The organism is Aquimarina rubra (genome assembly GCF_042684305.1).
GTDB lineage: Bacteria > Bacteroidota > Bacteroidia > Flavobacteriales > Flavobacteriaceae > Aquimarina > Aquimarina rubra.
Map to the genome: position 1 here is coordinate 1192505 of NZ_JBHULE010000019.1, position 25474 is coordinate 1217978.

25 protein-coding genes are annotated in these 25474 nt (G+C 32.4%); 22 read left to right on the forward strand and 3 right to left on the reverse strand.

Annotation, left to right across the window (positions count from 1 at the left end; genetic code table 11):
- Nucleotides 1-76: 76 nt before the first annotated feature.
- The 4 genes from porZ to ACFSR1_RS13910 are packed head-to-tail and all read left to right on the forward strand — an operon-like array spanning nt 77 to nt 6150.
- Nucleotides 77-2350, forward strand: coding sequence for a type IX secretion system anionic LPS delivery protein PorZ (porZ, locus tag ACFSR1_RS13895; protein WP_378293478.1), 2274 nt, complete (start codon nt 77-79; stop codon nt 2348-2350).
- Nucleotides 2350-3069, forward strand: a complete 720-nt coding sequence (gene recO, locus ACFSR1_RS13900; RefSeq protein ID WP_378293480.1) for a DNA repair protein RecO — start codon at nt 2350-2352, stop codon at nt 3067-3069. The genes porZ and recO overlap by 1 nt, the downstream gene beginning before the upstream one ends.
- 3 nt (nt 3070-3072) lie before the next feature.
- A complete protein-coding gene (locus tag ACFSR1_RS13905) occupies nt 3073-5481 on the forward strand; it encodes a TonB-dependent receptor plug domain-containing protein (protein ID WP_378293482.1) in 2409 nt (802 codons plus the stop codon).
- 33 nt (nt 5482-5514) lie between these two features.
- Complete coding sequence (locus ACFSR1_RS13910) at nt 5515-6150, forward strand: HAD family hydrolase (RefSeq protein ID WP_378294511.1); 636 nt, start codon at nt 5515-5517, stop codon at nt 6148-6150.
- On the opposite strand, the gene ACFSR1_RS13915 is transcribed toward ACFSR1_RS13910, so the two are convergent.
- A complete protein-coding gene (locus tag ACFSR1_RS13915) occupies nt 6147-6665 on the reverse strand; it encodes a nuclear transport factor 2 family protein (RefSeq protein WP_378293484.1) in 519 nt (172 codons plus the stop codon). The genes ACFSR1_RS13910 and ACFSR1_RS13915 overlap by 4 nt on opposite strands.
- Before the next feature lie 7 nt (nt 6666-6672).
- Nucleotides 6673-7257 (reverse strand): hypothetical protein, encoded by a 585-nt coding sequence (locus tag ACFSR1_RS13920; protein WP_378293486.1) that lies wholly within the window; start codon nt 7255-7257, stop codon nt 6673-6675.
- Nucleotides 7258-7653: 396 nt separating this feature from the next.
- On the opposite strand from ACFSR1_RS13920, the gene ACFSR1_RS13925 reads away from it, so the two are divergent.
- From ACFSR1_RS13925 to ACFSR1_RS13935, 3 genes are read left to right on the forward strand one after another with little or no spacing between them, the layout of a single operon-like run.
- Nucleotides 7654-8235 (forward strand): TetR/AcrR family transcriptional regulator, encoded by a 582-nt coding sequence (locus ACFSR1_RS13925; RefSeq protein WP_378293488.1) that lies wholly within the window; start codon nt 7654-7656, stop codon nt 8233-8235.
- A 50-nt stretch (nt 8236-8285) separates the two neighbouring features.
- Entirely contained in the window at nt 8286-8756 is a 471-nt protein-coding gene (locus ACFSR1_RS13930; protein ID WP_378293490.1) for an SRPBCC family protein, read from the forward strand.
- 17 nt (nt 8757-8773) lie between these two features.
- Nucleotides 8774-9667, forward strand: a complete 894-nt coding sequence (locus tag ACFSR1_RS13935) for a hypothetical protein (protein ID WP_378293492.1) — start codon at nt 8774-8776, stop codon at nt 9665-9667.
- A 188-nt stretch (nt 9668-9855) separates the two neighbouring features.
- Here ACFSR1_RS13935 and ACFSR1_RS13940 read toward each other — a convergent pair whose 3' ends face one another.
- Nucleotides 9856-11247, reverse strand: coding sequence for a hypothetical protein (locus ACFSR1_RS13940; protein ID WP_378293494.1), 1392 nt, complete (start codon nt 11245-11247; stop codon nt 9856-9858).
- A gap of 93 nt (nt 11248-11340) precedes the next feature.
- Between ACFSR1_RS13940 and ACFSR1_RS13945 the strand changes: the two genes are divergently transcribed.
- The 15 genes from ACFSR1_RS13945 (at nt 11341) to ACFSR1_RS14015 (ending at nt 25385) form a co-directional block, all read left to right on the forward strand.
- On the forward strand, nt 11341-11703 hold the full coding sequence (locus ACFSR1_RS13945) for a VOC family protein (RefSeq protein ID WP_378293496.1): 363 nt from the start codon (nt 11341-11343) through the stop codon (nt 11701-11703).
- Nucleotides 11704-11837: 134 nt separating this feature from the next.
- Nucleotides 11838-12503 (forward strand): DUF2461 domain-containing protein, encoded by a 666-nt coding sequence (locus tag ACFSR1_RS13950; protein WP_378293498.1) that lies wholly within the window; start codon nt 11838-11840, stop codon nt 12501-12503.
- 4 nt (nt 12504-12507) lie between these two features.
- On the forward strand, nt 12508-12870 hold the full coding sequence (locus ACFSR1_RS13955) for a TfoX/Sxy family protein (protein WP_378293500.1): 363 nt from the start codon (nt 12508-12510) through the stop codon (nt 12868-12870).
- Between the two features lie 92 nt (nt 12871-12962).
- Complete coding sequence (locus tag ACFSR1_RS13960; protein WP_378293502.1) at nt 12963-14177, forward strand: ABC transporter permease; 1215 nt, start codon at nt 12963-12965, stop codon at nt 14175-14177.
- Nucleotides 14174-14842 carry an ABC transporter ATP-binding protein gene (locus ACFSR1_RS13965; RefSeq protein WP_378293504.1) on the forward strand — a complete coding sequence of 223 codons (669 nt, stop codon included), beginning with the start codon at nt 14174-14176 and terminating at the stop codon, nt 14840-14842. Before ACFSR1_RS13960 ends, ACFSR1_RS13965 begins: the two co-directional genes overlap by 4 nt.
- A 27-nt stretch (nt 14843-14869) precedes the next feature.
- Nucleotides 14870-15253 carry a thiol-disulfide oxidoreductase DCC family protein gene (locus ACFSR1_RS13970; RefSeq protein ID WP_378293506.1) on the forward strand — a complete coding sequence of 128 codons (384 nt, stop codon included), beginning with the start codon at nt 14870-14872 and terminating at the stop codon, nt 15251-15253.
- 91 nt (nt 15254-15344) lie between these two features.
- Nucleotides 15345-17090, forward strand: a complete 1746-nt coding sequence (locus ACFSR1_RS13975; RefSeq protein WP_378293508.1) for a tetratricopeptide repeat protein — start codon at nt 15345-15347, stop codon at nt 17088-17090.
- Between the two features lie 143 nt (nt 17091-17233).
- Nucleotides 17234-17383, forward strand: a complete 150-nt coding sequence (locus ACFSR1_RS13980; protein ID WP_378293510.1) for a hypothetical protein — start codon at nt 17234-17236, stop codon at nt 17381-17383.
- A gap of 206 nt (nt 17384-17589) precedes the next feature.
- Entirely contained in the window at nt 17590-17751 is a 162-nt protein-coding gene (locus tag ACFSR1_RS13985) for a hypothetical protein (protein WP_378293512.1), read from the forward strand.
- A gap of 249 nt (nt 17752-18000) precedes the next feature.
- A complete protein-coding gene (locus ACFSR1_RS13990) occupies nt 18001-19215 on the forward strand; it encodes a lanthionine synthetase C family protein (RefSeq protein ID WP_378293514.1) in 1215 nt (404 codons plus the stop codon).
- Between the two features lie 23 nt (nt 19216-19238).
- Nucleotides 19239-21473 carry a lantibiotic dehydratase family protein gene (locus tag ACFSR1_RS13995; protein WP_378293515.1) on the forward strand — a complete coding sequence of 745 codons (2235 nt, stop codon included), beginning with the start codon at nt 19239-19241 and terminating at the stop codon, nt 21471-21473.
- The gene (locus ACFSR1_RS14000; protein WP_378293517.1) at nt 21473-22354 is read left to right on the forward strand and encodes a thiopeptide-type bacteriocin biosynthesis protein; all 882 of its coding nucleotides are present in this window, start codon (nt 21473-21475) and stop codon (nt 22352-22354) included. The genes ACFSR1_RS13995 and ACFSR1_RS14000 overlap by 1 nt, the downstream gene beginning before the upstream one ends.
- A gap of 87 nt (nt 22355-22441) precedes the next feature.
- The gene (locus tag ACFSR1_RS14005; RefSeq protein WP_378293519.1) at nt 22442-24052 is read left to right on the forward strand and encodes a tetratricopeptide repeat protein; all 1611 of its coding nucleotides are present in this window, start codon (nt 22442-22444) and stop codon (nt 24050-24052) included.
- A 141-nt stretch (nt 24053-24193) separates the two neighbouring features.
- Nucleotides 24194-24364 (forward strand): class I lanthipeptide, encoded by a 171-nt coding sequence (locus tag ACFSR1_RS14010; protein WP_378293520.1) that lies wholly within the window; start codon nt 24194-24196, stop codon nt 24362-24364.
- A gap of 277 nt (nt 24365-24641) precedes the next feature.
- Nucleotides 24642-25385, forward strand: coding sequence for a hypothetical protein (locus ACFSR1_RS14015; protein WP_378293521.1), 744 nt, complete (start codon nt 24642-24644; stop codon nt 25383-25385).
- The last annotated feature ends 89 nt before the right edge of the window (nt 25386-25474 follow it).

Consider the following 25474-nt stretch of genomic DNA (forward strand, 5'->3'; position numbering starts at 1 on the left):
CTTTTTTCATTATTTAAAGGCAATAATTAGTATTTTAGCGTGTTATCAAAGCGGAGTTAATATCACTCAAAAAATTATGCGATACTTCAGACTATTATTACTTCTTTTTTTCCCATTATGTCTTTTTTCACAGGATTTTAGTAATCAATGGACTGGGCATTATTCCTATTTTCAAATTAGTGATACCTATGCAATCGAAAATAAAGTTTATGCTGCCTCTGAAAATGCAGTTTTTATTTACGACATAGATACAAGAACCTCAGAACCCGTTTCTACCGTAAATGGATTATCAGGAGAGACTATAAGCACTATTTATCACAGTTCGATATACGAGATAACAGCAATTGGCTATGAAAATGGATTGTTAGAATTAGTAATAGATGATGAGGTAAGAACGTTTATCGATATTGTAGATAAGCCGACCATACCACCAACTCAAAAGAGAATTAATAACTTTTTTGAGAATGAGGATAAATTGTATATTTCTACAGGATTTGGAATCGTGGAATTTAATTTAGAAAGAATTGAATTTGGGGATACATTTTTTGTTGGACCAGCAGGATCACAAATAAACATCACAGGTACTGTGGTATCCAATAATTCTATATATGCAACCACAACTGGTAATGGGATATTGAGTGCAGATGTTAATAATCCCAATTTGGTTGATTTCAACCAATGGACAACGGTTGTTCCAGGCGGTTATAATGGAATTACTTTCTTCAATGATCAAATTTTGGTATGGGAAAATAATAACTTAGTCAGAAGATTGGATGGTGCGTTATTAACTACTGTTGTTACAGCCTCTTCTAATATACTAGATGCATCTGCAAGCTCAGACGGTTTAACGGTGGTTACTTCAGATAGGGTTTCCATTTTTAACCCAAGCTTTCAAGAGGTAACTTCAATTACAACTAGTGTAGAAGATCCTTTTCTGCTTAATGCGGCATCAACATTAAGCAATCGTGTATATTTAGGTACAGCGAGTAGAGGTTTACTAGAAGTTGATTTGGGGAACTCAAATGTTAAAACACCGGTATCACCAGGGGGGCCTTTGAATAATTTTGCCTTTAGAATAGAGGCATTTAATAATAATCTGTGGGTGGTTTTTGGTGAGTATAATTCAACTTTCAACCCATTTCCTCTTAGAGAGCGAGGAATAAGCAAACTGTCTGCGGATGGATGGTTAAATATTTCTAAGGATGAAGTGTTAGGAGCAACCTCTTTAACCCATATTACCGTAAATCCTAATGATGAAAATCAGGTTTTTATAAGTAGCTTTAAAGATGGCTTATTAGAAATCAATGATAATCAAGCAACGAATTTATATGACAATTCTAATAGTGGATTTGAAACGTTTGTTGACGGTAATATTGCGGTCTTTCTTAACGGTTCTGTGTTTGATAATGAAGGAAATTTATGGATCAGTAATTCTAGGGTTGATAATGGTCTAAAGAGATTTACTCCAGGGTCAACACAAACTTTTGATGTAGATTTAAGTAGTTTGATATCAGATCCTCTAAGTAATTTGGGATTTTCAGATACTGTGATTGACAGAGATGGAAATTTGTTTTTAGGAAGTTTCAACTCTGGAGTAATAGGATATAATTCTAATACAGGAAATTTAGTTAAACTAGTTGGAGCTGCGCAGGCTAATCTTCCTGGAGACTATATTACGGCTTTAGAAGTGGATAGGAATAATCAACTTTGGATAGGTACTTTAAGAGGGATCAGAGTGTTGTTTAACACCCCAGGAGTATTTCAGCAGAATAACCCTAGAACCAGTCAGATTATTATTCTTGATGACGAAGGAGTTCCTCAAGAACTTTTGTTTGAGCAAGCAATTAACGATATAGAGGTGGATGGATCTAATAATAAATGGGTTGCGACTGAATCATCGGGAGTATTTCATTTCTCTCCTGACGGGCAAGAGACATTGGCTCACTTCACTGCAGATAATTCTCCATTACCCACAAACAATGTTAGGGATATTTCTGTTGACGACTCTACAGGTTCTGTTTATTTTGCTACCGGGAAAGGAATACTTGAATTTAAAGGAACAGCAACCGGACCAGAAAGTAACCTAGATAGTGTAGTGGCATTCCCTAATCCAGTTAGACCTGGGTTTAGTGGTAGAGTCACCATAAAAGGATTGACCAGCAGAGCTAATGTTAAAATTACTGATATCGAAGGTAATTTAGTATATGAAGAGATTAGTGAAGGCGGAAGTATCCAGTGGGATACAACTGCTTTCGGAAGACACAAAGTAGCCTCTGGAGTTTATCTGATTCTTATAACCGGTGAAGATCAGGCCGAAACGACGGTTTCTAAGCTATTGATTGTTAGGTAATGATTGTTCATACTTCGGCTATAGTGATTCATTCTTTGCGTTACGGAGAAAGTGATCTTATAGTTTCATTATTAACAAAAACAAGTGGGTTACGCTCTTATTTGTTAAAAGGTATATTAAAGTCTAAAAGAGGAAAAATCAGATCATCTTTATTTCAACCGTTGACTTTACTGGAAATTGAAGCTAACCATAAAAACAAAGGTACTTTAGAAAGAATAAAAGAAGCTAAAGTCCTGATTCCTTATCAATCTCTACATACTGACTTTGTAAAAAGTTCATTGGTTTTTTTTCTATCAGAAGTATTGAAGAATACAATTCAGGAAGAAGAAACAAATGAAGAACTTTTTCATTATTTAGAAACTACCTTTTTATGGTTGGACACGCATAATAATATCAGTAATTTTCATATTGCATTTTTAATAAAACTTACACAGTATTTGGGTTTTTATCCAGATGTTTCTGATATATCTTTATCTATTTTCAACATGCAGGAGGGGTGTTTTCAGGACGATACTTCCAATATTTATTGCATTGAAGGATCTAGCGTTTTAGTATTCAAGGAATTTTTGGGCACGACATTTGAAGAGAGTATGAATATTAAAATGTCCAGAACATTAAGAAATGACATACTTACCATGTTATTAGTATATTTTGAGCTACATTTGCACGGTTTTAAAAAGCCGAAGTCATTTTCGATTTTGAACGAAATTTTTAGTTAGGTAATGCGCTTATTTATAGTTGTTGTATTCACTTTATTTTTTATCACTGATACTACTGCACAGAGTATAACAGTACTCAGTAGATCAAATAGTCAAACTATTCCAAGTGTTACAATCTATAACGAAACAAAATCACTCACAGTACTTACCGATTTTGACGGAGTAGCTGATATTTCTGGGTTTTCTGAGTCTGAAACATTATATTTTGAACACATTTCTCACATTACAGCTACTTTTACCAAATCTCAGATTGTTGCATCCCGAAATATAGTATATCTGGAAATTGATGAAAATCAATTGTCAGAAGTCGTTATTTCTGTTTCTAAATGGGAGCAAGACAAAAAAGATGTTACCCAGAAAATTGTTAGTATCACTTCAGATGAGATTGCTTTTTCTACACCGCAAACTTCTGCGGATCTTTTACAGAGTAGTGGTCAGGTATTTATACAGAAGAGTCAGCTAGGAGGAGGAAGCCCGATTATTAGAGGTTTTTCTACCAACAGATTGTTACTGACGGTAGACGGAGTCCGAATGAATAATGCTATTTTTAGAGGAGGAAATGTGCAAAATGTAATATCTATAGATCCCTTTACTATTGATAGAACTGAAGTAATATTGGGCCCAGGGTCAGTGGTGTATGGGAGTGATGCAATAGGAGGAGTAATGAATTTTTATACTGCTCAACCTAAATTTGCTATTAGCGGTAAAAATAAATTAAGCGGAAATGCAATAGCAAGATATGCAAGTGCAAGTAACGAAAAAACAGGTCATATCGATTTTAATATTGGGCTGGAGAAATGGGCATTTTTAACAAGTGTAAGCTATACCGATTTTGATGATCTTAAAATGGGAAGTCATGGCCCGGATGATTATTTGCGGAATGAATATGTGGAGATTGTTGATGGTGTCGATACAGTACTTGAGAATGATGATCCGGAAACCCAGGTTTTCACAGGATATAATCAAGTTAATTTTTTGCAGAAGATACATTTTATCCCTAACGAAAGATGGGATATTAATGCCGGGTTTATTTATACAAAAACATCAGATTATCCCAGATATGATCGTTTGATTCGTCGTACAGATGGTAATTTAAGATATGCAGAGTGGTATTATGGCCCTCAAAAGTGGTTAATGGGAAATATTCAACTAACAAACAAGTGGAAAAACCGCTTATATGATAAAGTAAAATTTACAGCTGCGTATCAAAATTTTCAGGAAAGTAGAAATGATCGTGATTTTGGTGATGATATATTATCAAAAACAAAAGAAGATGTGGATGCGTATTCTGCTAATCTTGATTTCGAAAAAAAATTTGATGATAAAACAACAGTATATTATGGTTTAGAGTATATCTTAAATCAAGTGTCTTCTGATGGGTCTGAATTAAATATTTCTACTAACGAAATGGTGGCTGCCCCATCTAGATATCCAGATGGATCCACCTGGCAATCTATAGCAGCATATGCGAGTTTGAAAAGTAAATTAAGTGAAAAATTAAGATTTCAGGGAGGTATACGGTACAATAGAATCATTCTTTATTCAGAGTTTGATGATGCATTTTTTGACTTTCCATTTACGGAAGCAAACTTGGACACAGAAGCCTTTACCGGAACTGCCGGAATCAGTTGGTTGCCAAATGATATTCTGCAATGGAAACTAAATTTTTCAACAGCTTTTAGAGCACCAAATATCGATGATGTTGGCAAAATATTTGACTCAGAGCCAGGTTCTGTAGTAGTGCCTAATCCTGATTTAGAACCAGAATATGCATACAATGGCGAAATCGGTGTAACGGCAAACATGGGTAAAGGTTTTAAGATTGATTTAGCGACTTATTATACTCAACTGGATAACGCATTGGTGCGCAGAGATTTTGCATTGAATGGTGAAACAGAGATTCTTTTTGGTGGTGAATTAAGCAATGTACAAGCTATTCAAAATGCAGCGAATGCTCAGATTTATGGATTTGAGGCCGGAATGAGTTATGATTTTGCGAAGAATTTTAATTTTTCTTCAAAATATACTTTTACGGGTGGAGAGGAAGAACTTGATGATGGATCTGTTTCACCATCAAGACATGTGGCTCCACAGTTTGGTAGTGTAAACCTTACGTATACCAATACTAAGTGGATGATTGATTTCTCTGCCATTTACAACGGTCAGTTTGATTTTGAAGAATTAGCACCATCACAACAAAATAATGACTTCTTATATGCTCTTGATGAAAATGGGAATCCATATTCTCCTTCTTGGTATATACTTAATATAAGATCAAGATATAACTTTACTAAAAGTTTAGAGGCTACCTTAACCGTTGAAAATATTACAGATCAGCGTTACAGGCCTTATTCTTCTGGTATTTCTGGAGCCGGAAGAAACTTCATCTTGTCATTAAAGTATTCCTTATAAACAAAAACGATACTTCTGGAAGATACATTATACATATTTGATATTGATGGAACTCTAACAGATAGTGTTCCTATGTATTTAATATCTGTGACCAAAGCAATGAGAAGCTTAGGAATTAAGGATATTGATACAGACTATAATAACTATAAACATCATACAGATAGTTATGCATTACGCTATAACTTTGAGCGTAATTTTGATAAACAGTTTTCGGATGATCTAATAGAAGATTTCGAGAGTACTTTGGTTGAACAGATGCTCTTATTTGATCCTGTAAAAGAGATTAATGGAGCTAAATCTTTAATTCAACTTTTTAAGGAGAAATCGATTCCGTTTTGTTTTGCTACCGGAGCATTACCAAAGCCAGCAATTTTGAAATTGAAACAATGTGATATTTGGTATGATGAGTCATTATTAGCAACCTCCAAAACGCATGAGCCAAGAGAAGGGTTCGTCTTGGAAGCTATAGAAAGAGCAAAAGCTTTTTATAATAGATCAGAATTTACCAATATTGTTTCTGTAGGAGATGGACTTTGGGATCTTAAAACAGCCCAGAGCTTATCCTTAGATTTTGTTGGGATTGGAGGTAAGAATCGAAAAAAGTTATTAGATAATGGCGCTATGAGATGTTACGAAGATCTTGAAGAGTTTAGAAAAACCTTGTTTTAGTTTGGTTTACTTCTTAATTCCTTCATTAAATTAGTGTCAAAGGCTTTTTTTAGAGCAGTAATTTCTTTTACATTCTCATTGGGGATAGCAATAGACAAGACATAGTGTTTTACTTTCCAACCCTTAGTGGTTTTTGCTAACACTCCACTTCCTCTACAGATCCCCATTTGTGTGTCTAACAATTCATCGAACCAAGCAAAGTTAGTTTCGGGTTTGACAAAAATATTTCTTTCCAATGTGCTAAAACTCCAGGCTTTTCCTTTGTCAAAATAAGGTTTAGAAAATGCCTTAAAAGATTTTAAATCCCAGTTTTCAGTAGCATCCGTACCAATAAAAATAGCGTCTTCTGTCATAAGCCCAAAATAAGAATCAAAAGATGCATCCGCAGCTGCTTTATGCCATTGCTCTAAAACCCGGTTGATGTTCTGTTTAGCATCTGTAATTGATGTGCTATCGGTCTGAGAATTGCAGATAATCGTGACCATAAAGCATAATAAAACAATAATATTTTTCATAAGTAATTTACTCTTCAATTTCTATGTTTTTTTCTTCCGGGTTCAAAATAGAATCTCTCAGGATATCCCGTTCTTTAAGCAATTCTTTTTCGATATCTTCCGGTATGGCTAATGATAATTCATTTAGTTGAATAACTAAACTATTGTAAGAAGTTAGCAATCTTATATTGGCGTCCATGAGTTGCTGAGGATCTTGATTTTTCTTTTGTGTAAGTTGCATTAATAGCCCTGATTCTGTAGCCATAACAGCAATTCTAGACTTTATGTTGTTCACTTTTAAATCTTCGGATAAGTTCTCTTTGAAACTTTGCACCAACAAATCAACACTATCCGCATATTTTTTAATATGAAAAGGATTTGATTCGCGAAGAGAGGATATTAAATTTTTAAGATTCTGAAAGTCTTCAAAGCTTTCTAGCTCCTTAGAAGCCTTGGAAGAAAGTTTTAGTAATTCTATATCAGCTTTTTCTTGTGATAAACTGTCAAGTTTCACAATTTTATTTTCCTCACTTACAACAGAAGTATTCTCTTTTTTACATCCAATAAAGATGATAGAGATTATAAATAATATGGATAATAGAGATCTCATCATAAGATTTTCAATAATAGACCAAAAATAGGGAATCTCGTTGCAACTAAAAACTAAAAGCCTTTGGTATGTTCACCAAAGGCTTTAACAATTAATCACTCTATTAAATTGTATTTTACGTTTAGTATCGGATGGTGTCGAAAATAAGGGACTTTTCTTTACCCTAATGATACTATTGCTACAACAAAAAATGATTTTAATTAGTATATGCTTTGATAAACAATTAACGTTTTACTTAAAGATAATAGTGAATCGTTAAATTCTATAACAGAAGAAATAAAAAACCTACAAACTTGTGGTAAGTAAGGAGGCAGGGTACTTTTTTGAAGCATGAGATAATTAAGAAACAATTAAACCGATTGGTCTATTTTGGATTTTTTTTCTATATTTACCTCCGAAATGGGATATAAGCATAATAAAGAAGATATTTTAGAAGTAGGTTATCAGTTGATTCGAAAAAATGGATATCATCACGTAGGAATCAATCAAATATTAAAAGAAGCCGGTATTCCAAAAGGATCTTTTTATAATTTTTTTGAATCTAAAGAAGATTTTGCCAGAGAAGTAATCCAATATTATGGAGAAAGAAATAGAAAATGGCTAGACGATATATTTAAAGAATCAAAGGAAAGCCCAATAAATACCCTGAAATCTTTTTATAAAATATTAATTGGTTATAATGAAGATGACAATTTCTGTAGCGGATGTTTAATTAATAACATGGGAAATGAGATTGGAAGATTATATGATGTTTTAGCTGAAGAAACAAAAGAGCAGTTTGATCAGTGGCTGGACCTGATTGCTGATGTGGTAAGAAAAGGACAAGAAGTAGGAGAAATTACTGATAGGTTTACCGCTAAGGAAATTGCAAATTATTTACATTCAGGTTTTTACGGAACCTTTTTTAAAATGAAAGTGGAAAGGTCGAGAAAGGATATGGATACTTGGTTAACAATGACATTTGAATTTATTAAAGCTTAATATTTTTTTAAAATTAAAATAAGTAGAACGGTCTAATTAAAATAAGTAAAATGAAAACACTTAATGCAATACAATTTACGAATGCTCCGAAACAGATACAGAAACAACGATTTATAAACGCGTCTATCGATAAAGTATGGGAGATAGTGTCTGATCATAAAGGAATGACGGTCTGGATGCCTATGATCAAGGAGGTGGATCTCATCAAAGCGAACTCGGTGGGTGAATGGGGCGAAGGGTCTGAGCGTAATTGCCAATTTGGTTCTGATCTACTGGAAGAGAAAATAGTGCACTGGGATCCACCATACGGATATGCCTATATGATTGCTGATATGCATATTGTTAAGAACCATTTGGGGTATTTTAAACTTGTTGAGAAAATGGAAGGGACAGAAGTTATATGGACTCAATATTATCACCCTAATGGGAATATGATTAAAAAGTGGATGGCCAAAAATATTATGTTACCATCCGTAATGAAAAAAGCGCTTAAAAATTTAGAAAAGAAAACAACAGTCTAATTTTAACCCATAGTACTATGAAATCGTTTATCAAACTACTCGTTTTACCTACTCTCCTTTTAATAATACAATCTTGTGGCTCTGTGGATTTACGTAGTGATTATCTACTAAGTAATCCGAATCAAACTGATATTAAAGGAAGAGAGCTTTTGGAAACCTCTATGAAAAAGATGGGGTATGATAAATTCTCTAAAACTGATGTGTATGAAGTTACAGCACAATTTAATTGGAAAAAAGGTTGGCTTATAATGCCTATGAATGCCTTTCCTGGTAATAATAAAAACGATCTCCAGTTTCGTTTTGCTACCAATACCTTTGATGGGCAGTTAGAATATCTTGAAGGTAGAAAGAAAGGAGTAATACAAGGTTTACAATCGTGGCAAGGATATAAAATCAAAAATGAAAATGATGAGCTAAAACAGCATAAACATGATAGATATATTTGGGGTTTAGCTACCTATCATTACATATTGGAAGCCCCTTTTAGAATGCTGGATGCAACTATTATAAGATATGCAGGAGAAAGAGAATTTGAAAATCAGCAGTACGATTTGGTTTATGCCACCTGGGGATCGGAAGAGCCCAATAATCAATATGATCGTTGGTTAATTTACATAAATAAAGAAACCGGTTTCATTGATCTTACAGAAGTTACGATTAATGATTTTTTTATCAAAATGCCAAAAGGACTACAACACGGTACTGTTAGATTTGATCTAAAGAAAACAAATATTGGAACGTATTTACCTAATAAAATAAGTATACAATTGCTTTCGCCTAAGAAAGAAGATAGTTATGTCTATTATTTTACACTATCCGATTATAAGTTCGATGGTTTTAATAAAGACATATTATATCCAATAGGTGGATTACCAATGTATGGTAATTCTAAACCTTATGAATCTGATTAATATATATCGCTGATATCATCAAGATAAACCCGTAGTTTTACACTATGGGTTTTGGTATTTAAAGATGCTAATTTTGCCTGTAAATAAAGGAATATAATACTTTTCAAAAGTGTTTTTCCGTATTTAAAAAATTCGAAATATAGTGACTAGTCTCCGGTTAAAAATGCAACTGTAAAAGTTCAGTAGAATTAATATTTTCTATCGATCCATCCAGTAAAATCTATATATCCTAAAATGTGTTTAGGAACTGGATGTTCCTTTAATTCTTCTGAAAGTTGCTGAACTGCTTTTTTCTTTTCTTTTTCAGAATGGCCAACTGTTTTGGCTAAAAACTTTAATAATATTTTTTCATAGAAATCTATGTTTTTTTGTTTTTTGATATGTTTCTTAATTGCATTGATCAAGTATCTTAATGTGAATCCATTTTCGAGCTCATAATGAGTCAAAAGATTAAGCCAGTAGGTATAGGTGATTAAGTCTTTTCGGTCTTTTTTTGTTTGATGATTCAGGATGTCATTAATCCATTGCAATGCTTTTTTATAATCTTTTTTCTGGAAGTAAATATTGGCAAACTGAAAACGGAAAGAAAGTCTATAATTACTTGGAATCATTGTTTTGTTCTCCTCTATAAATTCTTGAATGTTTCCGATAACCTCTTGGGTATTATGAAGGTCCCGGAGATTGCGATGAATCTCTAGTTCAATGTTATAAAGACGTAAAGTTTCTTTAATCATAGCAGCAGATGAATTATCAATCCTTTTTGCTTTTTGTTTTAATAATAAAATTCTGATGAAAGCTTCTTTATATAAACTGTTAAAAACCAGAAACCCAAGATAATTGTTGTACACAGAGAAATAGGTGGTAAAATATTCATCAAGTAATTTCGGCTGTTGTTCCCATTGTTTCAACAGATTTTCTATGGTTTGTTTTGCTTTTTCATTATTTTTTGCTGCTAGCTGTTTACGATATAAGTGAAGTGTTTTAAGAGTTTTATTCTGCAATCGATGTGTTTTTTTGTGTGATAATGAAAAATTTATCGGATCTGTGTTGGCTAATAAAAGATTGATGTATTCTACAGTTGAGTTTAGTGAATCCTTCTGTTTTGTAATAATGTTTTTCAACGTATCAAAATCCTGAGGGTACAACGCCTGATGAACTTTTCTTTTCCAATCCTGAAGCTGAAATAGCAGCAAATCCTGTTGAAAATGTATTGCTTTTTTTTCCGCCCGCTTTAGCTCACTTTCGCAAATTACATATAAGCCTTTATGAAATAAAACTTCCACATTACGCAGAATATTTGTTAACTCTGCCTGGATAGAAATCCTAGAGTGATAATTTCTTAAAGACTGTAAAATCCGTTGCTTTAAGTAATTTTTTATAGTAGTTAATTGATTAGTGAACGCTTTGTTTTTAAAAAGTTCTTTTATTTCGGTTTCATTGTATTTTTTTTGAGCATCAATTGCATCAAATAGCGTGATATATTCTGATGTTTCGTTTCCTTTTGCATTTACTTTGAAATAGCGTTTTTCGCTCTTGGTCAATGACTTAATCAGAAAGAATAATTCTTCATTTTTTTTCATTTTAGAAACCTATGTTTTTTCAAAAATAACACTTTTTTGAATGATTGCGATCACCTACCTTTGAGATATTCTTAATCAATAAATCATATCACTATGTCAAATGCAATTAACTGGTTTGAAATACCAAGTACTAATTTTGAAAGAGCAGTCAAGTTTTACAACGAACTTTTAGATACACAACTGCAACCTATGGAAATGGAGTTTAAAATGGCCTTTTTCCCGTATAACGATGGTGGAGTAGGAGGTTGTGTAACTCACGGAAACGGTAATAAACCATCTCAAGAGGGAACTTTTGCATATCTTAATGGAGGAGAAGATTTATCCATTCCATTAGGGCGTGTAGAGAAAGCAGGAGGAAAAGTTTTAATGCCAAAAACTTCTATTGGAGAAAATGGTTTTATGGCTATATTTTTGGATACAGAAGGAAATCGAGTAGCGTTTCATTCTATGTCCTAACACTTTTTGAGTCGTTATCTAGAGTGAAGTCGAGAAGAAATAATATTGGAATTCTAATATAAACAATAACGCACAAGTTTTGATTTCACTCTAACTAACAGTTTGATTATATTTAAATATTAATAATTGGGCTTATGCAATATTTCACCGAGGATTTTGTCGACTTTTTTGAAGAACTATCAAAGAATAATCATAAAGAATGGTTTCATGATCATAAAAAGAGATATGAAGAGAGTGTTAAGAAACCTTTTGAGATTTTTATCGGTAAAATGATTCAGGAAATACAAAAATATGATCCTAAGTTGGAGATTGATCCTAAGGATTGTATACTTCGTATTCATAAGGATATTCGTTTTTCTAAAGATAAATCACCATATAATTTACACTATACTGCATTTATATCTAGAGGTGGTCGTAAAGACAAGAGTGTTCCGGGAATGTTTTTACGATTTTCTCCACGGATGGTGGGTGTTATGGGAGGATGTTTTGGTGTTTCGAAAGAGCAATTACATAATCTAAGAACTAAAATACACTTAGATCCCTCAGGATTTAGAAAATTAATAGAAGATAAAGATTTTGTTCAAAAATTTGGAGAAATCAAAGGCAGGGCTTTAAAGCGAATTCCAAAAGAATGGAAAGAAGCTTATGAAAGAGAACCTTTGATAGCCAATAAACAATTTTATTTTGTAGCAGAAGAAGCGACTGATCTTATAACCAGTGAGGATTTGATTCCAAAATTGATGGTGTATTGGAAAACAATGCAACCGGTTAATGATTATTTGACGAAAGCAATGCAATAACTTTATGGCATATAGTGAATATATTTCGGATAGAATTCATCAGATTCTCAATGAGAAAAAGACTAATTTTTATGCTAAGAAAATGATGGGAGGTCTTTGTTTTATGGTAGATGATAAAATGTGTTGCGGCATCCATTATGACAAAAAGAAAGAAACTGATCTTTTGATGGCTCGTATTGGAGAAGAAGCATATACAGACGCCATAAAAAGAGAGGGTTGTCATCCTATGGATTTTACAGGCAGACCTATGAAAGGATATGTTTTTGTAACGCCAGAAGGGTTTGATCTGGATAAAGATCTGGAGTATTGGATACAATTATGTTTGGATTTTAATCCTATGGCAAAAAGCAGTAAGAAAAGAAAATGAATTTTCTGAGATTAAAGATTTTTTGATAGCTGTATTTTCATGCTATTATCTTAAGGTTGTAATCTCTCTCTTCCTTTCACGACCTATGAGGTATGTTAAAGCAAGTTTTTAATAAAACAAACATATTCATTGCATTACAATACCTATCCGCCAGAAAAAAGCAAAGCTTTTTGGCAATGATTGGAGTGCTACTAGGTGTGACAACCTTTATTGTCATGATCAATTTTATGACAGGTGTCAACGATTTTCTGGATGACGCAGTTTTTAATGGAAGCCCCGATATAATCGTTAGTGCAAAAGCAAATAAACACTCAACCAAAGCTGTTAATATAGACACAAACTATATAGAAAACATATACAAAATTGATACTATTTTGACAGAAGATAAAAACGTCCAATCTTTTGCTCATCAAATCATTTCCCCTGTAATTTTGATTAGTGATACTAAACAATTTCCCGGTAGTATGAATGGAGTGTTTTCTTCTCAGGAAAGTAAAATGGTAGATCTTAACAGGAGATTGATAGCAGGCGAAGGTTTTGAGAGTTTACAAAATGATAATAATATTCTTCTGGGAATAAGTCTGGCCAGACGATTAGACGTTTCAGTTGGAGATCAGCTCAAAATGATACTTCCCAACGGAAAGAATCAAGAGCTAAGAGTTTCTGGGATATTTAGTTTTGGGATTACCACGATTGATAATGTTAGAACTTATATTTCAGGTAACACTTTACAGAATTTATTAGACCAAAAAAATAGTATTACTAATATTCATATCAAACTAAAAGATAGAGATGATGTCAGTCTTAAAAGTGATCTCGTTAAAAGTATTGATGGCATCATAACAGAAGATTGGAAAGATAGTAATAAGACCATTGCGATAGGAAATAAGGTACGTGATATTCTTACCTGGTCAGTTTCTTTTGCATTGCTGTTAGTAGCGGGATTTGGGATTTATAATATTCTAAATGTTACCGTAATCCAAAAGAGAAAGGATATCGCAGTACTTAAAACGATTGGATATTCTAGTAATGATATTGTCTTTATTTTTCTTATACAATCACTGATTATTGGAGTATTAGGAGCGATTTTTGGAGGATTGTTCGGATACTTAATTAGTTATTTTATTTCAACTACACCTTTGGACACATCAGATTTTATTATTGTAGATACTTATCCAATTAATTTTAAAATGTCATATTATGTTTTGGGATTCTTATTTGGAGTGTTGACCACCATTTTTGCGGGATATTTTCCTTCTAAAAAGGCAAGTAAAGTGGATCCGGTAACCATTATCAGAGGAATATGATTTTAGAAGCACAACAAATAGATAAATATTTTCTGGAACCGGAAAAGCATCAGATATTAAGAGATATTTCTTTTTCAATTTCTGAAGGAGAACTGGTTTCGGTATTTGGAGAATCCGGAAGCGGGAAATCGACTTTGTTGTATATTCTATCAACTTTGGATACCGATTTTGACGGGAGCTTGAAGATATGTAATCAGGATATAAAAAATTTAACATCCGCTGAGCTTACAGATTTTAGAAATAAACACATCGGATTTGTATATCAGTTCCATTATCTACTACCAGAATTTAATGTGTTGCAAAATGTGATGTTACCTGCAATGAAATTATCTCAAAAAGGCAAAGAGGAGATTAAAGAAAATGCCCTGGATTTATTGGATGAAGTTGGTATGAAAGCTTTTGCTAAACGGCCTTCGTATCAACTTTCAGGCGGTCAACAACAGCGAGTAGCTATTGCTAGAGCTCTAATTAATAACCCTTCTTTGATTGTGGCGGATGAACCAACCGGAAATCTGGATCAAAAAAACTCTGAATTAATATTCCACTTGCTTAAAGAAATAACAGAACAAAGAAACAAAACGGTTATTATTGCAACCCATGATTCTAAAATTTATGATAATTCTCATCGAAATATTGAAATGATTGACGGTTCTGTACGACTATAGAGTTGTAAAAACTTAAAAATCAATAAAATGGAAACTTCTTTAAATAAAAGTATTATTATTTTTGATGGTGAATGTAATCTATGTAATGGTGTTGTTGGTTGGTTGATGAAATTTACTCCAAAAAATCTTTTTCATTTTATACCTTTTCAATCTCCTCAAGGACAACAATTACTTGAAAAGTATGGATTTCCTACGCAGCAATTAGATACAGTGATTCTGATCGACGAAAATGGCTCACATACACACTCTGATGGTTTCTTAAGAATCGTATCTAAAATTCCAAAATGGAAACGAGTAGCTGCATTATTAGCGTTTGTTCCCAGAATGATTCGCGATGGAATCTACAAACTCGCTTCACGTAACAGAGTAAAATGGTTTGGACAATCGCAGAGCTGTACCATTAATTTTTAGGAGAACTTTCTTCTCCTAGTAAAGTAGTACATTAAAAAAGTGGTTTAAAAAGAATCATTACATTTGGATCATCACACAATATTGATCCAACATGTTTTTTTCTGTTTACAGCGGTATATCAAAGTATTTACTTTCTTACGTATTGATATCTGTTTTTTTGGTAATCAAAAGTTATGGACAGGAACCTCAAATAAGTGTACCGGATAGTATACAGAATAAAACCGTTGATGAATTAATCAGTCTGATAAAAAGCTCATCATCAGATCATAGTTTTACCTTCGAAACTGCATTAGAAAATTCTCAAAACCCCGATATAAATCTTGCCAAGATATACTCTGAAATAGGGTATTATTTCTATAAAAAAGAAGCATCTGAACGAAGTATCTCATATTTAAATAAAGCAATCGAAATTGCTAAAAAAACTGAACAAGACGAGATTTTATGCAAAGCGTATTTAAGACAAGGAAATTCTTATCTGCAGGATTGGAAAAATCAAAAAGCCTTAGACGCGTATCACAAGGTGTTAGAGATGGCGCAAAAAAAAGGAGATTTAAGAAATGAAATTGTAGCTAAATCAAACATAGCTATCGTACTTCGAAGAATGAATCAGCTTGACAAAGCACTTAAGGACTGTAATGAGTTACTCAGATATGTTGATAAAACATCTTTTAAAAATGGTAAAAATCACGTCAATATTCTAACCATCATTAGTGAGGTATATCTGGATTTGCAAAAATTTGATTCGGTTTTAAAATACGCTGACAAAGGAATAAAAATAAGTGAATCTTTAGACTATGAGATTGGGATTGCGGACTTGTATATCAAAAAAGGTATTGTTTTTTATCAAAGGAAAAACTATGATCAGGCACTAGAGTTTTTATACAAAGCTGAAGACATTTTGACTAGATTAAAATTCAATGAAAGGTCTAATCAATCAATTAATGTTAATTATTTTTTGGCAAGTTATTTTTTTGAAAATAAGAATTACGACAAGGCAATTGAGTATTTGTTGCAAACAATCCATGCATTAGAAAATAATGATTTAAGAAAAAACAGAGTGATAGAGACCCATATATTACTTGCCAAAAGTTATAAAGAAATCGGGGATATTGACGCTTCTGTATTTTGGTTTACTAAACATCAGGAATTACAGGATCAGTTTCAGCAAGAAAAAGACGAAACAGTAAATAAAATATACGATCAGAGTACCCGAAAATTAGATAGCAAAATTAAACGGTTAGAGAATAAACAACAAGAGGATCAAAAATATAGGAATTATATATTTGGTGCTTTTCTAATTGTTTTTTTTGGGATGATTATCCTAGTAGTTACTTATTTCAGAAAACAAAAAGCAAACAAAACGATTTTTGATGATTTAATAAAAAAAATATCTGACTTAGAGTCGAAAAAAGACATCGAAGAAATTGAGATAAAAGATGCTACCAAGGAAATAACTATTGATGATGAAAAAATCAACGAGGTTTTAAAAGGATTAGATAAAATTGAGCAACAAGAATATTTCTTAAGCCTTGATTGTAATCTAAGATCTATTGCAAAAAAGGTAAAGACAAATGCTACCTATCTTTCTAAGATTATTAATACTTATAAAGGAAAAAGTTTTAACGACTATATAAATGACTTAAGAATCGAGTATGTGCTTCAAAAGTTAAAGAATGATAGAAAATTTAGATCGTTCTCAATAAAATCAATTGCTTCTGAAATAGGATACAAAAGCGATAATTCATTTACAAAACATTTTAAAGCAAAAACAGGGATAAATCCTTCATATTACATTAAAAATATTGAAAAACTGAATCGACAGTCACAAGATATTTAAAAACGTTCAATCAACTCCGCATTTTGTTCAAAATGCGGTTTGTGAATTATGATTTGACCCTTATAAAAGGTATATTTCAATGATACAGTACGATACTATTTTTATTGTAGAAAGAATACAAATTCACTTAAATTATCACACAAATGAAAAAACAAACAAAGAAAACGATCAGCCTAAAAAAACTTACTATAGCTATAATTAGCGATAATGTAATGAGACAAGTACAAGGTGGAGATTGTTTGCCCACAGAACACGAATCTGATTGGTATTGTAACGATAGCTATGTGCCGTAAAATTTAGAAGATTACCAAAAAGCCCTGTATTTTAATATAGGGCTTTTTTTATGCCTTATTTTGTCTAATCTGCGGAGACTTTGTTTTTCTTCACTCATTCTCCTTCCTACATTAGTGTCAAAATCTGAATATTGTTAACAAGCGATTTTGATAAGGGGAAACCGAAAACCTTTAATAGAGTAGGTAACTTAAATACTGTTATTATCATGAAAAAATCATTGAAAAAACTGGAGCTTAAAAAACAAACTATTAGTGATTTAAATCTCAACAAGATAAAAGGAGGAGTGGATACAAGATTACTGTCTGATCCAGAAATTTGCCTTACTTGTATTGATTTACCGAATGGAGGACACGCATATTGCTATTAATAGTTTCCCTTAATAGTATATTTAATAAACTATAGAAGCTGTCCGGATTTGGACAGCTTTTTTTTGGTTTTTAACGCTAAGCTGATCTGAAGTTTATCTTCTTATTATAATAGTATCAAAAAATAAAAAAAAATACTCCTTTTCAGCGCCTTTTTCCTCGTTTTGTCTAATATAAGGGTGTATAATTTTTCATTTCACCTTTAAGATACTACATTAGACGGCCAATAAAACAATGCTAATTGATCTTCAATGAATACCACTGAAATTTTTAGGGAGAAATTAAAGGAAATACAAAATATTTTAAAAGAAAATCAAAATCACAAAGAGCATATAGGTGTTTTATCCGGGATTTCGGGTATTTCGCTATTTCAGTTCTATTATGCACGGTTTGTAGAGGATGAAAAGATTGCAGATATTGGAGTAGATACTATATCAGAAACCATACAGCGAATGAATGATGGGTATTCTTTTCCGACCTTTTGTACTGGTATTGCAGGAGCTGGTTGGGTATTAGAATTGTTAAATGAAGAAGAGTTTATTGATATTGATAACGATCAACTTTTATCCGACCTTGATACCTTTCTTTTCGAGTCCATGAATACCGATATCAAAAACGAATATTTTGATTTTCTACACGGAGCACTTGGGTATGGTTATTATTTTTTAAAACGATATCAAAACACAGGATCAGAATCATTAAAACAGCGGTATAAGGAGTATATTTTGAAGCTTATCAATGCACTAAAAAATAGTGCGCATGAAGATGAAAGAGGTGTTTTTTGGATGTATGAACTACACAAAAAAGATAATCTTCATGGCGCTAATTTAAGTTTGTCACACGGAATGGCAAGTGTCATTAATTTTTTAAGTAGATTGTATCCATATCAGGATTTCCAAGAAGTAGTAAGAGATTTATTAATCAACGCAACAACATTTGTGGTCAATTGTAAATATCCGGATGAAACTCAAAGTTCTCTTTTTCCAAGTTGGGTATATCCAGAAATGGAGGAATATACAAATAGTAGATTAGCTTGGTGTTACGGAGATTTAGGAATAGGAATTTCTCTTTGGAAGGTTGGTAAAGCCTTGAAAAATCAGGAATATTGCGATTTAGCAATACATACATTAAAACATGCTGCTAAAAGAAGAAATGCAGAAGAAGCTAGAATAAACGACACAGGTTTATGCCATGGAATGTTTGGGATCATTTCTATTTTTGATTATATGCATAAAGAAACCAAGGAAACAATATTTAAAGAAACAGCAGATTTTTGGATCAACGAAGCACTAAAAATGGATATACATAAAGATAGTTATATTGGTTACAAGCAATGGAGAGGTGATTTGGAACAATGGAAAAATGAAACTAATTTATTAGAAGGTATTGCCGGAATAGGATTGTCAATGATTTCCTATCTGATGCCATCAGAAAATAAATGGGCAGAATGTTTAATGATTAGCTAATCCTATACAACAGCAAAAAAATCATGAGTTATAAAAATTTTCCAAAATACGTTTTACGTACTCCACTATTTCCGTTTTCGTTTTACAAAGATTTAACCCACAATGTAGTTATAGAAGAAGATCAACTTAAGCAAATATGTACTAACGAAATCATCAAAGAAGCTATCTTTTTAGCATCGCCTTCCTTACATCAAGAGTTTGAAAAATGGTTAAAAGGAGATATTAAAGAAAAAACGGCTTCGGATAGAATGATGTATTCGGTATTGAAATACATCAGTCGAATGTCTTCACGATGTACGCCATTTGGTCTTTTTGCAGGAACAGCCGTTGGACAATTTTCTGATACTACAACTATCCAACTTTCGGATAAATCAAAAAATGATCGCCATACTCGGTTAGACATGAACTATCTGGTGGCCTTATCTCAGGATATTGTTAAGGATAAAAATGTGAGGAATCAACTATTGTTTTATCCTAATACCAGTATATATAAAGCCGGAAAACAACTTCGTTATGTAGAATACACCTACGTAGAAAGTAGAAGAGTACATCATATTGTTGCAGTAGAGAACTCAGAATATTTACAAAAGGTTTTAACGAAAGCAAGAATGGGAGCTTATCTAAATGACTTAGCTACGCTGCTGGTAGATGATGAAATTACCAATGAAGAGGCAAGTGGGTTTATCGATCAGTTAGTAGAAAGTCAATTGTTGATTAGTGAATTGGAACCCTCTGTTTCCGGACCTGAATTTTTAGATCAAATCATACCGGTTCTGAAAAAATTATCCGGAACTGAGCAGGTGATTTCAGAACTGGAAAATGTAAAGCTAGTACTTCATACTATTGACAAGAATATGGGGAACTCAGCTAATGCATATATTGAGCTGAGTGAATCATTAAAAAAATTAGGAACAGGTTTTGAATTAAAGTATATGTTTCAGACCGATATGAATTTATCTTTAGAGGCCAATACTATCGGTTATGATACCTTAAAGAAGATAAAAAAAGGACTTACAGTACTTAACAAATTGACTCTACCACCAAAAGATACATTGATTTCCCGATTTAGGACAGCTTTTTATGAGCGGTACGAAAGCCGAGAAGTTCCATTATCAAAAGCACTGGATGTAGAACTAGGAATAGGTTTTTTACAGGATAAAGATTCAGGAGATGTAAGTCAGATAGTAGACGATCTTGTTCTACCATTTCAACAAGGAAAAGTAGGAGTAAGAGACGTAAAATGGTCTTCTATACATTCTCTTTTACACAAAAAATTAGTAGAATGTATCAAACATCAGCAGAAAATCCTGATTCTTGAGGACAACGATTTTAGGGAATTAGAGGAGAATTGGGAAGATTTACCGGATACTATTTCTTCTATGATAGAATTAGTGCAGATTGATAATACCGAAAAAATAGTAATGTCCAGTTGTGGTGGATCAAGTGCAGCAAATCTTTTAGGGCGTTTTTGTCACGGGGATGAAGCATTGAACACATACACTAAGGAAATAATTGATGTAGAGACAAAAATAAATTCGGATAAAATTCTTGCGGAAATTGTGCATCTTCCAGAATCAAGAGTGGGTAATATTTTGATGAGACCTGCTTTTAGGAAATATGAAATTCCTTATCTGGCAAAATCTATCCTGAATGAAGAAAATCAATTGTTGTTAGATGACTTAATGATCTCTGCCAGCACTAATGGGAAAGTAAAGTTACGATCTAAAAAATTCGACAAAGAAGTAGTTCCGCATTTAACCAATGCACATAATTTTTCTAGTAATGCATTACCCATTTATCAATTTTTAGCCAATATGCAAACTCAAAACCTTAGAGGAGGCATAGCTTTTGACTGGGGACCGTTTGCCGAGGAATATGATTTTTTACCAAGAGTAGAATATAGGGATATTATATTTTCTAGTGCTGTTTGGAATATTTCTTCATCAGAAATAGAACCTCTATTAAAGAATATGAATGATGAAAATATTTTCACAAATGAACTGAAAAAAATTACTGAGCATAAAAATTTACCTCAGTTCGTTCTTTTGGTTGATGGGGACAATGAATTATTGATCAACACTAAAAATAACACTTCAATGAAAATGTTATTGAATACGGTAAAGAAGAGAAGTAGATTTAAATTAAAGGAATTTTTGCATACTGAAGAAAGTATTGCGAAAGAAGGAGTAAATACATTTACGAATCAAATTGTGGTATCGTTTTATAACGAAAAGAAACTGAAAAACTTACAGAATTGATGGTTGACGTACAAAGATCTTTTATAGTGGGTAGCGAATGGTTGTATTATAAAATATATACCGGTCCTAAAACATCGGATTTGATTTTAACAGATATTATAAAGCCGACTACAACCCATTTATTGGAAAATAAAATCATTGATAAGTGGTTTTTTATAAGATATAACGACCCAAAACACCATATTAGGGTACGATTTCATTACCAAAATCCAGAAAACGTAGCCGGAATTATTAACTCTTTATATACATCTCTCAAAGAATTTTCTGAAGAAGATTTGATCTGGAAAATACAACTGGATACCTACCAAAGAGAGATAGAGCGCTATGGAATACAAACCATGGATCAGGCAGAGGAACTATTCTTTTTGGACAGTAAAATGATCGTAGATTTTTTAGACATGATCGATGGGGATGAAGGAGAAGAACTAAGATGGTTGTTTGGAGCAAGGGCGATTGATCAAAAACTTAAGGATTTTGGCTATGATGAGGATCAGAAATTGGCTTTGATGGAACGATTAAAGTTAGGGTTTGGGGCGGAGTTTGGAATGAACAAACACCTGAAGAAACAAATGGATAAAAAGTTCAGAAATGAACATGATAAGATTAAGAATTTTTTGAATTTCAAAAGAGAAATGGATGCGGATTATGCTCCTATAATTGATGTCTTGGCAGAAAAGAGTAAAAACAGTAAAGCTTTGATTAAAAGCATCATACCTGTTGTTAGGAAGGCTGAATTGGATGATATGATGAGTAGTTATATCCATATGCTTATGAATAGGTTGTTTAGGTCAAAAAACCGTTTACACGAAATGGTCATCTATGATTTGCTGTATAGAACTTATAAGGTAGAATGGGGAATTAGAAAATTCAAGAAAAAATAATACTCTTATTTCGTAGATTCTATTCTTCTCAATTTGTTATTAGAACTAAATCCTTACTTTTGAAAACAAAGCTGATATCAAATTAGAATGGTTTCTTACTTACAAAGGATTTGGATATTATTTCTGTTTTTACTAGTTGGAATAGTTACGTTTTCTTTCACTCAATATGCCTTGAAAGATGCTTTGGAATATATAGAAAAAGGGAAGACGTTATATAATTCTGGCGAATATATCAAAAGCCTGGATTTTTTCGATAAAGCAAGGACAATTTCGGTAGCCTTAGAGAATGATTCGTTAATTGGTATCATAGATATAAGAAAGGGGCATTCGTTTTTACTAAGTGGTAAAAACGAAGAAGCTGTAGAAGCCTATTATAGTGCATTAGCTATTACAGAAAAAACGGGAGATTTAGACCAGCAAGTTAGAGCTAAATCTGGGCTGATTTTGGTTTTAAAAGGGATGAACCAGCTGGACAAAGCCTATGCCATTGCTTCAGAAATTCTTCGAACAATAGACAAGACTTCCTATAGCAATACCAAAACACACGTAAATATTCTTACCACTATATGTGATATATACTTAGCTTTAGAATATTATCAGGAAGTATTATCCTTTGCAGAAAAAGGAATAGATATCAGTAAATCCATTGACTATAAAGAAGGTTTGATTGATTTCTATATAAAAAAGGGAATGATCTTCTATTACCAAAAAAAGTATGAAGATTCATTTAAGTATTTGCTTGATGCAAAGAATATCTTAGAACAAAATGAAATTACCAACAGTTTCTTCCCTTTTATAAATATCAATTATTTTTTGGCAAGTTGTTATTATGAGCAAGGTAATTATGATAAAGCCATCAATCAGTTAGAAAAAACAACCAAATCTTTAAAAGAAGAAGATCTTATAAAACCGTTGGTAGTGCAGTCATATCTATTGTTAGCTAATTGTTACGGAGAAAAAAAGGACTTTGAAAAAGCATTGTATTATAACAATGAGTATTTAAGAATTCATAAAGACTTTCAGGAAAATAGAGATGAAATTGTTAATACTATTTATAAAAAGGAAGCCGAAAAACTCGAACAGAAAATAAACATAATAACGGAGAAAAATGAAACTAGTGAACTAAAGAAACAGGTTGTTATAATGGTATTGGTTCTTTTACTGGTGATTTTAATGGTCATTGTTTTTAACTACAGGAGAAAACAAATAAATAATAAGAAGGTTTTTGACGATTTGATGATAAAGGTGAATCAATTAGAGTCCAAAAAAGTGACAAAAGCAGATAGTCAAAAAGTAATACCTAAAGACTTAGGGATTGATGAGAAAAAAATAAATGAAATTCTTAAAAGGTTAGCTAAATTAGAAAGCGAAGAGTATTTCTTGCGATTGGATTGTAACCAAAGAGATATCGCAAAAAAGTTAAAGACAAATCATACCTATTTATCTAAGATCGTGCGCACCTACAAAGAGAAAAGCTTTACAGATTATATTAACGACCTTAGAATTGAGTATGCAGTAAAACGTCTAAAACAGGATAAAAAGTTTAGGTCGTTTTCTATCACATCTATTGCAAACGAAATAGGATACAAAAGTGATTACTCTTTTGCGAAACACTTTAAAGCTAAAACCGGTTTAAATCCATCCTACTATATTAAGAACATAGAAAAACAGGAAAAAATTGAAAAAAACACAGCATAACACTTCCCTAAATTGTGAGATTTAGGGAAGTAGTTCGTTTGATACTGGTTTAAAAACAATTATATTTCTTACCAGAAATACAATTATTGTCAAATAATATTGTTTATAAATCACAATAAATTAATTTAATTAAAGCTTAAAATGAAAGAAGACAAATTACAGAAATTAAATTTTAAAAAACTTACCGTTGCTAAGATTGACACTTCAGCACTAAATAAAATAAAAGGAGGAACCAGCATTCCACCCGGAGAAGGTCAAGCTACCTTGATGAACCAACAACACCAAGCAAACCCTTGCAATTATATATACTAATTTAAGTTAAGGACATCGCCCTGCAATGCAGGGCTTTTTTGTGCCCCCTAATTTGTTCTACAGGAGGTGATTTATTTTTAGATTCTAGAGAACTGTATACTTCGTTTTATAAATACAGGTATTAACACTTATAAGAAGATAGAGGAAAAACCGAAACTCTTAAAATATAGCAGATTTCTAAGATTTAAAATTATGCTTAAAAATATTTTAAACTTAGAAGGGGTGAAAATGTGACGAATCCATTCTTTTCAAAAGTTATCGTTATTTTTAATACTCTATGATAAATATAATTATGAATGACCTGAAAAATATGCTGCGCTTAGGATTTTGTCTACTGTTTCTAGGGTGTAATAACAGTACAGATCCAATAAATATTATAAAATCTTCTTTACAATCACACGGCGGTATCCAAAAGTGGGAAAGCATCAAAGAAATTACCTATCGTAAAACAACCGTTTTGTACGATAGTGTTGGGAATATCGAAAACAAAATGATTCAGACGCATAAAAATAGATTGTACCCAACATTTTCTGCAGAAATAAAATGGATAGAAGATTCTATTCAAAAAAGAGCTGTACTAAAGAACGATGAGGTTTCTGTTTTTTTTGATAATGAGCTTCAAACGAATCCACAACTAGAACAAAACTATTACAACTCTATTATTGCGGCTAATTATGTTTTTTGGCAACCTTATAAGCTGTTAAAGGAGGATGTAACACTTTCTTATAGCGGTAAAGAGGTTATAGACGGAGCATCGGTAAACGTAATCAGAGCCAATTATGTTAATAAAGATGGGTCTCCTGCAAATACTTGGTGGTATTATTTTGATGAAAAAACTAATAAACTGATCGGTAATATGGTATATCACGCACCAACCTATAGTTTCATAAAAAACATCAAATATGAAAATAAAACAGGGCTATTTCTAAATGCGGAACGCAAAAGTTACCGGGTGGATAGTTTACGGAATGTACAGTTTTTAAGAGCGGAGTATGTTTATGAAATTTTAGAGTTTAACTAATCTATGTTTTTAATTTTTCTTGTTTCCGAAGGTTTATAGAGTTTTTTCAATGAGGTAATTGGTGATTAGATACTACTATTTAGATCGTC

Bases quoted from the DNA above. Each gene is read 5' to 3' on its own strand.
- ACFSR1_RS13940 (WP_378293494.1), bottom strand. From the start codon at position 11,247: ATGAAAAAAAATGAAGAATTATTCTTTCTGATTAAGTCATTGACCAAG.
- porZ (WP_378293478.1), top strand. From the start codon at position 77: ATGCGATACTTCAGACTATTATTACTTCTTTTTTTCCCATTATGTCTT.
- ACFSR1_RS13985 (WP_378293512.1), top strand. From the start codon at position 17,590: ATGAAAAAATCATTGAAAAAACTGGAGCTTAAAAAACAAACTATTAGT.
- ACFSR1_RS13905 (WP_378293482.1), top strand. From the start codon at position 3,073: ATGCGCTTATTTATAGTTGTTGTATTCACTTTATTTTTTATCACTGAT.
- ACFSR1_RS14015 (WP_378293521.1), top strand. From the start codon at position 24,642: ATGATAAATATAATTATGAATGACCTGAAAAATATGCTGCGCTTAGGA.
- ACFSR1_RS13935 (WP_378293492.1), top strand. From the start codon at position 8,774: ATGAAATCGTTTATCAAACTACTCGTTTTACCTACTCTCCTTTTAATA.
- ACFSR1_RS13965 (WP_378293504.1), top strand. From the start codon at position 14,174: ATGATTTTAGAAGCACAACAAATAGATAAATATTTTCTGGAACCGGAA.
- ACFSR1_RS14000 (WP_378293517.1), top strand. From the start codon at position 21,473: ATGGTTGACGTACAAAGATCTTTTATAGTGGGTAGCGAATGGTTGTAT.
- ACFSR1_RS13915 (WP_378293484.1), bottom strand. From the start codon at position 6,665: ATGAAAAATATTATTGTTTTATTATGCTTTATGGTCACGATTATCTGC.
- ACFSR1_RS13970 (WP_378293506.1), top strand. From the start codon at position 14,870: ATGGAAACTTCTTTAAATAAAAGTATTATTATTTTTGATGGTGAATGT.
- ACFSR1_RS13990 (WP_378293514.1), top strand. From the start codon at position 18,001: ATGAATACCACTGAAATTTTTAGGGAGAAATTAAAGGAAATACAAAAT.
- ACFSR1_RS13980 (WP_378293510.1), top strand. From the start codon at position 17,234: ATGAAAAAACAAACAAAGAAAACGATCAGCCTAAAAAAACTTACTATA.
- ACFSR1_RS14010 (WP_378293520.1), top strand. From the start codon at position 24,194: ATGAAAGAAGACAAATTACAGAAATTAAATTTTAAAAAACTTACCGTT.
- ACFSR1_RS13925 (WP_378293488.1), top strand. From the start codon at position 7,654: ATGGGATATAAGCATAATAAAGAAGATATTTTAGAAGTAGGTTATCAG.
- ACFSR1_RS13955 (WP_378293500.1), top strand. From the start codon at position 12,508: ATGGCATATAGTGAATATATTTCGGATAGAATTCATCAGATTCTCAAT.
- ACFSR1_RS13920 (WP_378293486.1), bottom strand. From the start codon at position 7,257: ATGATGAGATCTCTATTATCCATATTATTTATAATCTCTATCATCTTT.
- recO (WP_378293480.1), top strand. From the start codon at position 2,350: ATGATTGTTCATACTTCGGCTATAGTGATTCATTCTTTGCGTTACGGA.
- ACFSR1_RS13975 (WP_378293508.1), top strand. From the start codon at position 15,345: ATGTTTTTTTCTGTTTACAGCGGTATATCAAAGTATTTACTTTCTTAC.
- ACFSR1_RS13995 (WP_378293515.1), top strand. From the start codon at position 19,239: ATGAGTTATAAAAATTTTCCAAAATACGTTTTACGTACTCCACTATTT.
- ACFSR1_RS13950 (WP_378293498.1), top strand. From the start codon at position 11,838: ATGCAATATTTCACCGAGGATTTTGTCGACTTTTTTGAAGAACTATCA.
- ACFSR1_RS13960 (WP_378293502.1), top strand. From the start codon at position 12,963: ATGTTAAAGCAAGTTTTTAATAAAACAAACATATTCATTGCATTACAA.
- ACFSR1_RS14005 (WP_378293519.1), top strand. From the start codon at position 22,442: ATGGTTTCTTACTTACAAAGGATTTGGATATTATTTCTGTTTTTACTA.
- ACFSR1_RS13930 (WP_378293490.1), top strand. From the start codon at position 8,286: ATGAAAACACTTAATGCAATACAATTTACGAATGCTCCGAAACAGATA.
- ACFSR1_RS13945 (WP_378293496.1), top strand. From the start codon at position 11,341: ATGTCAAATGCAATTAACTGGTTTGAAATACCAAGTACTAATTTTGAA.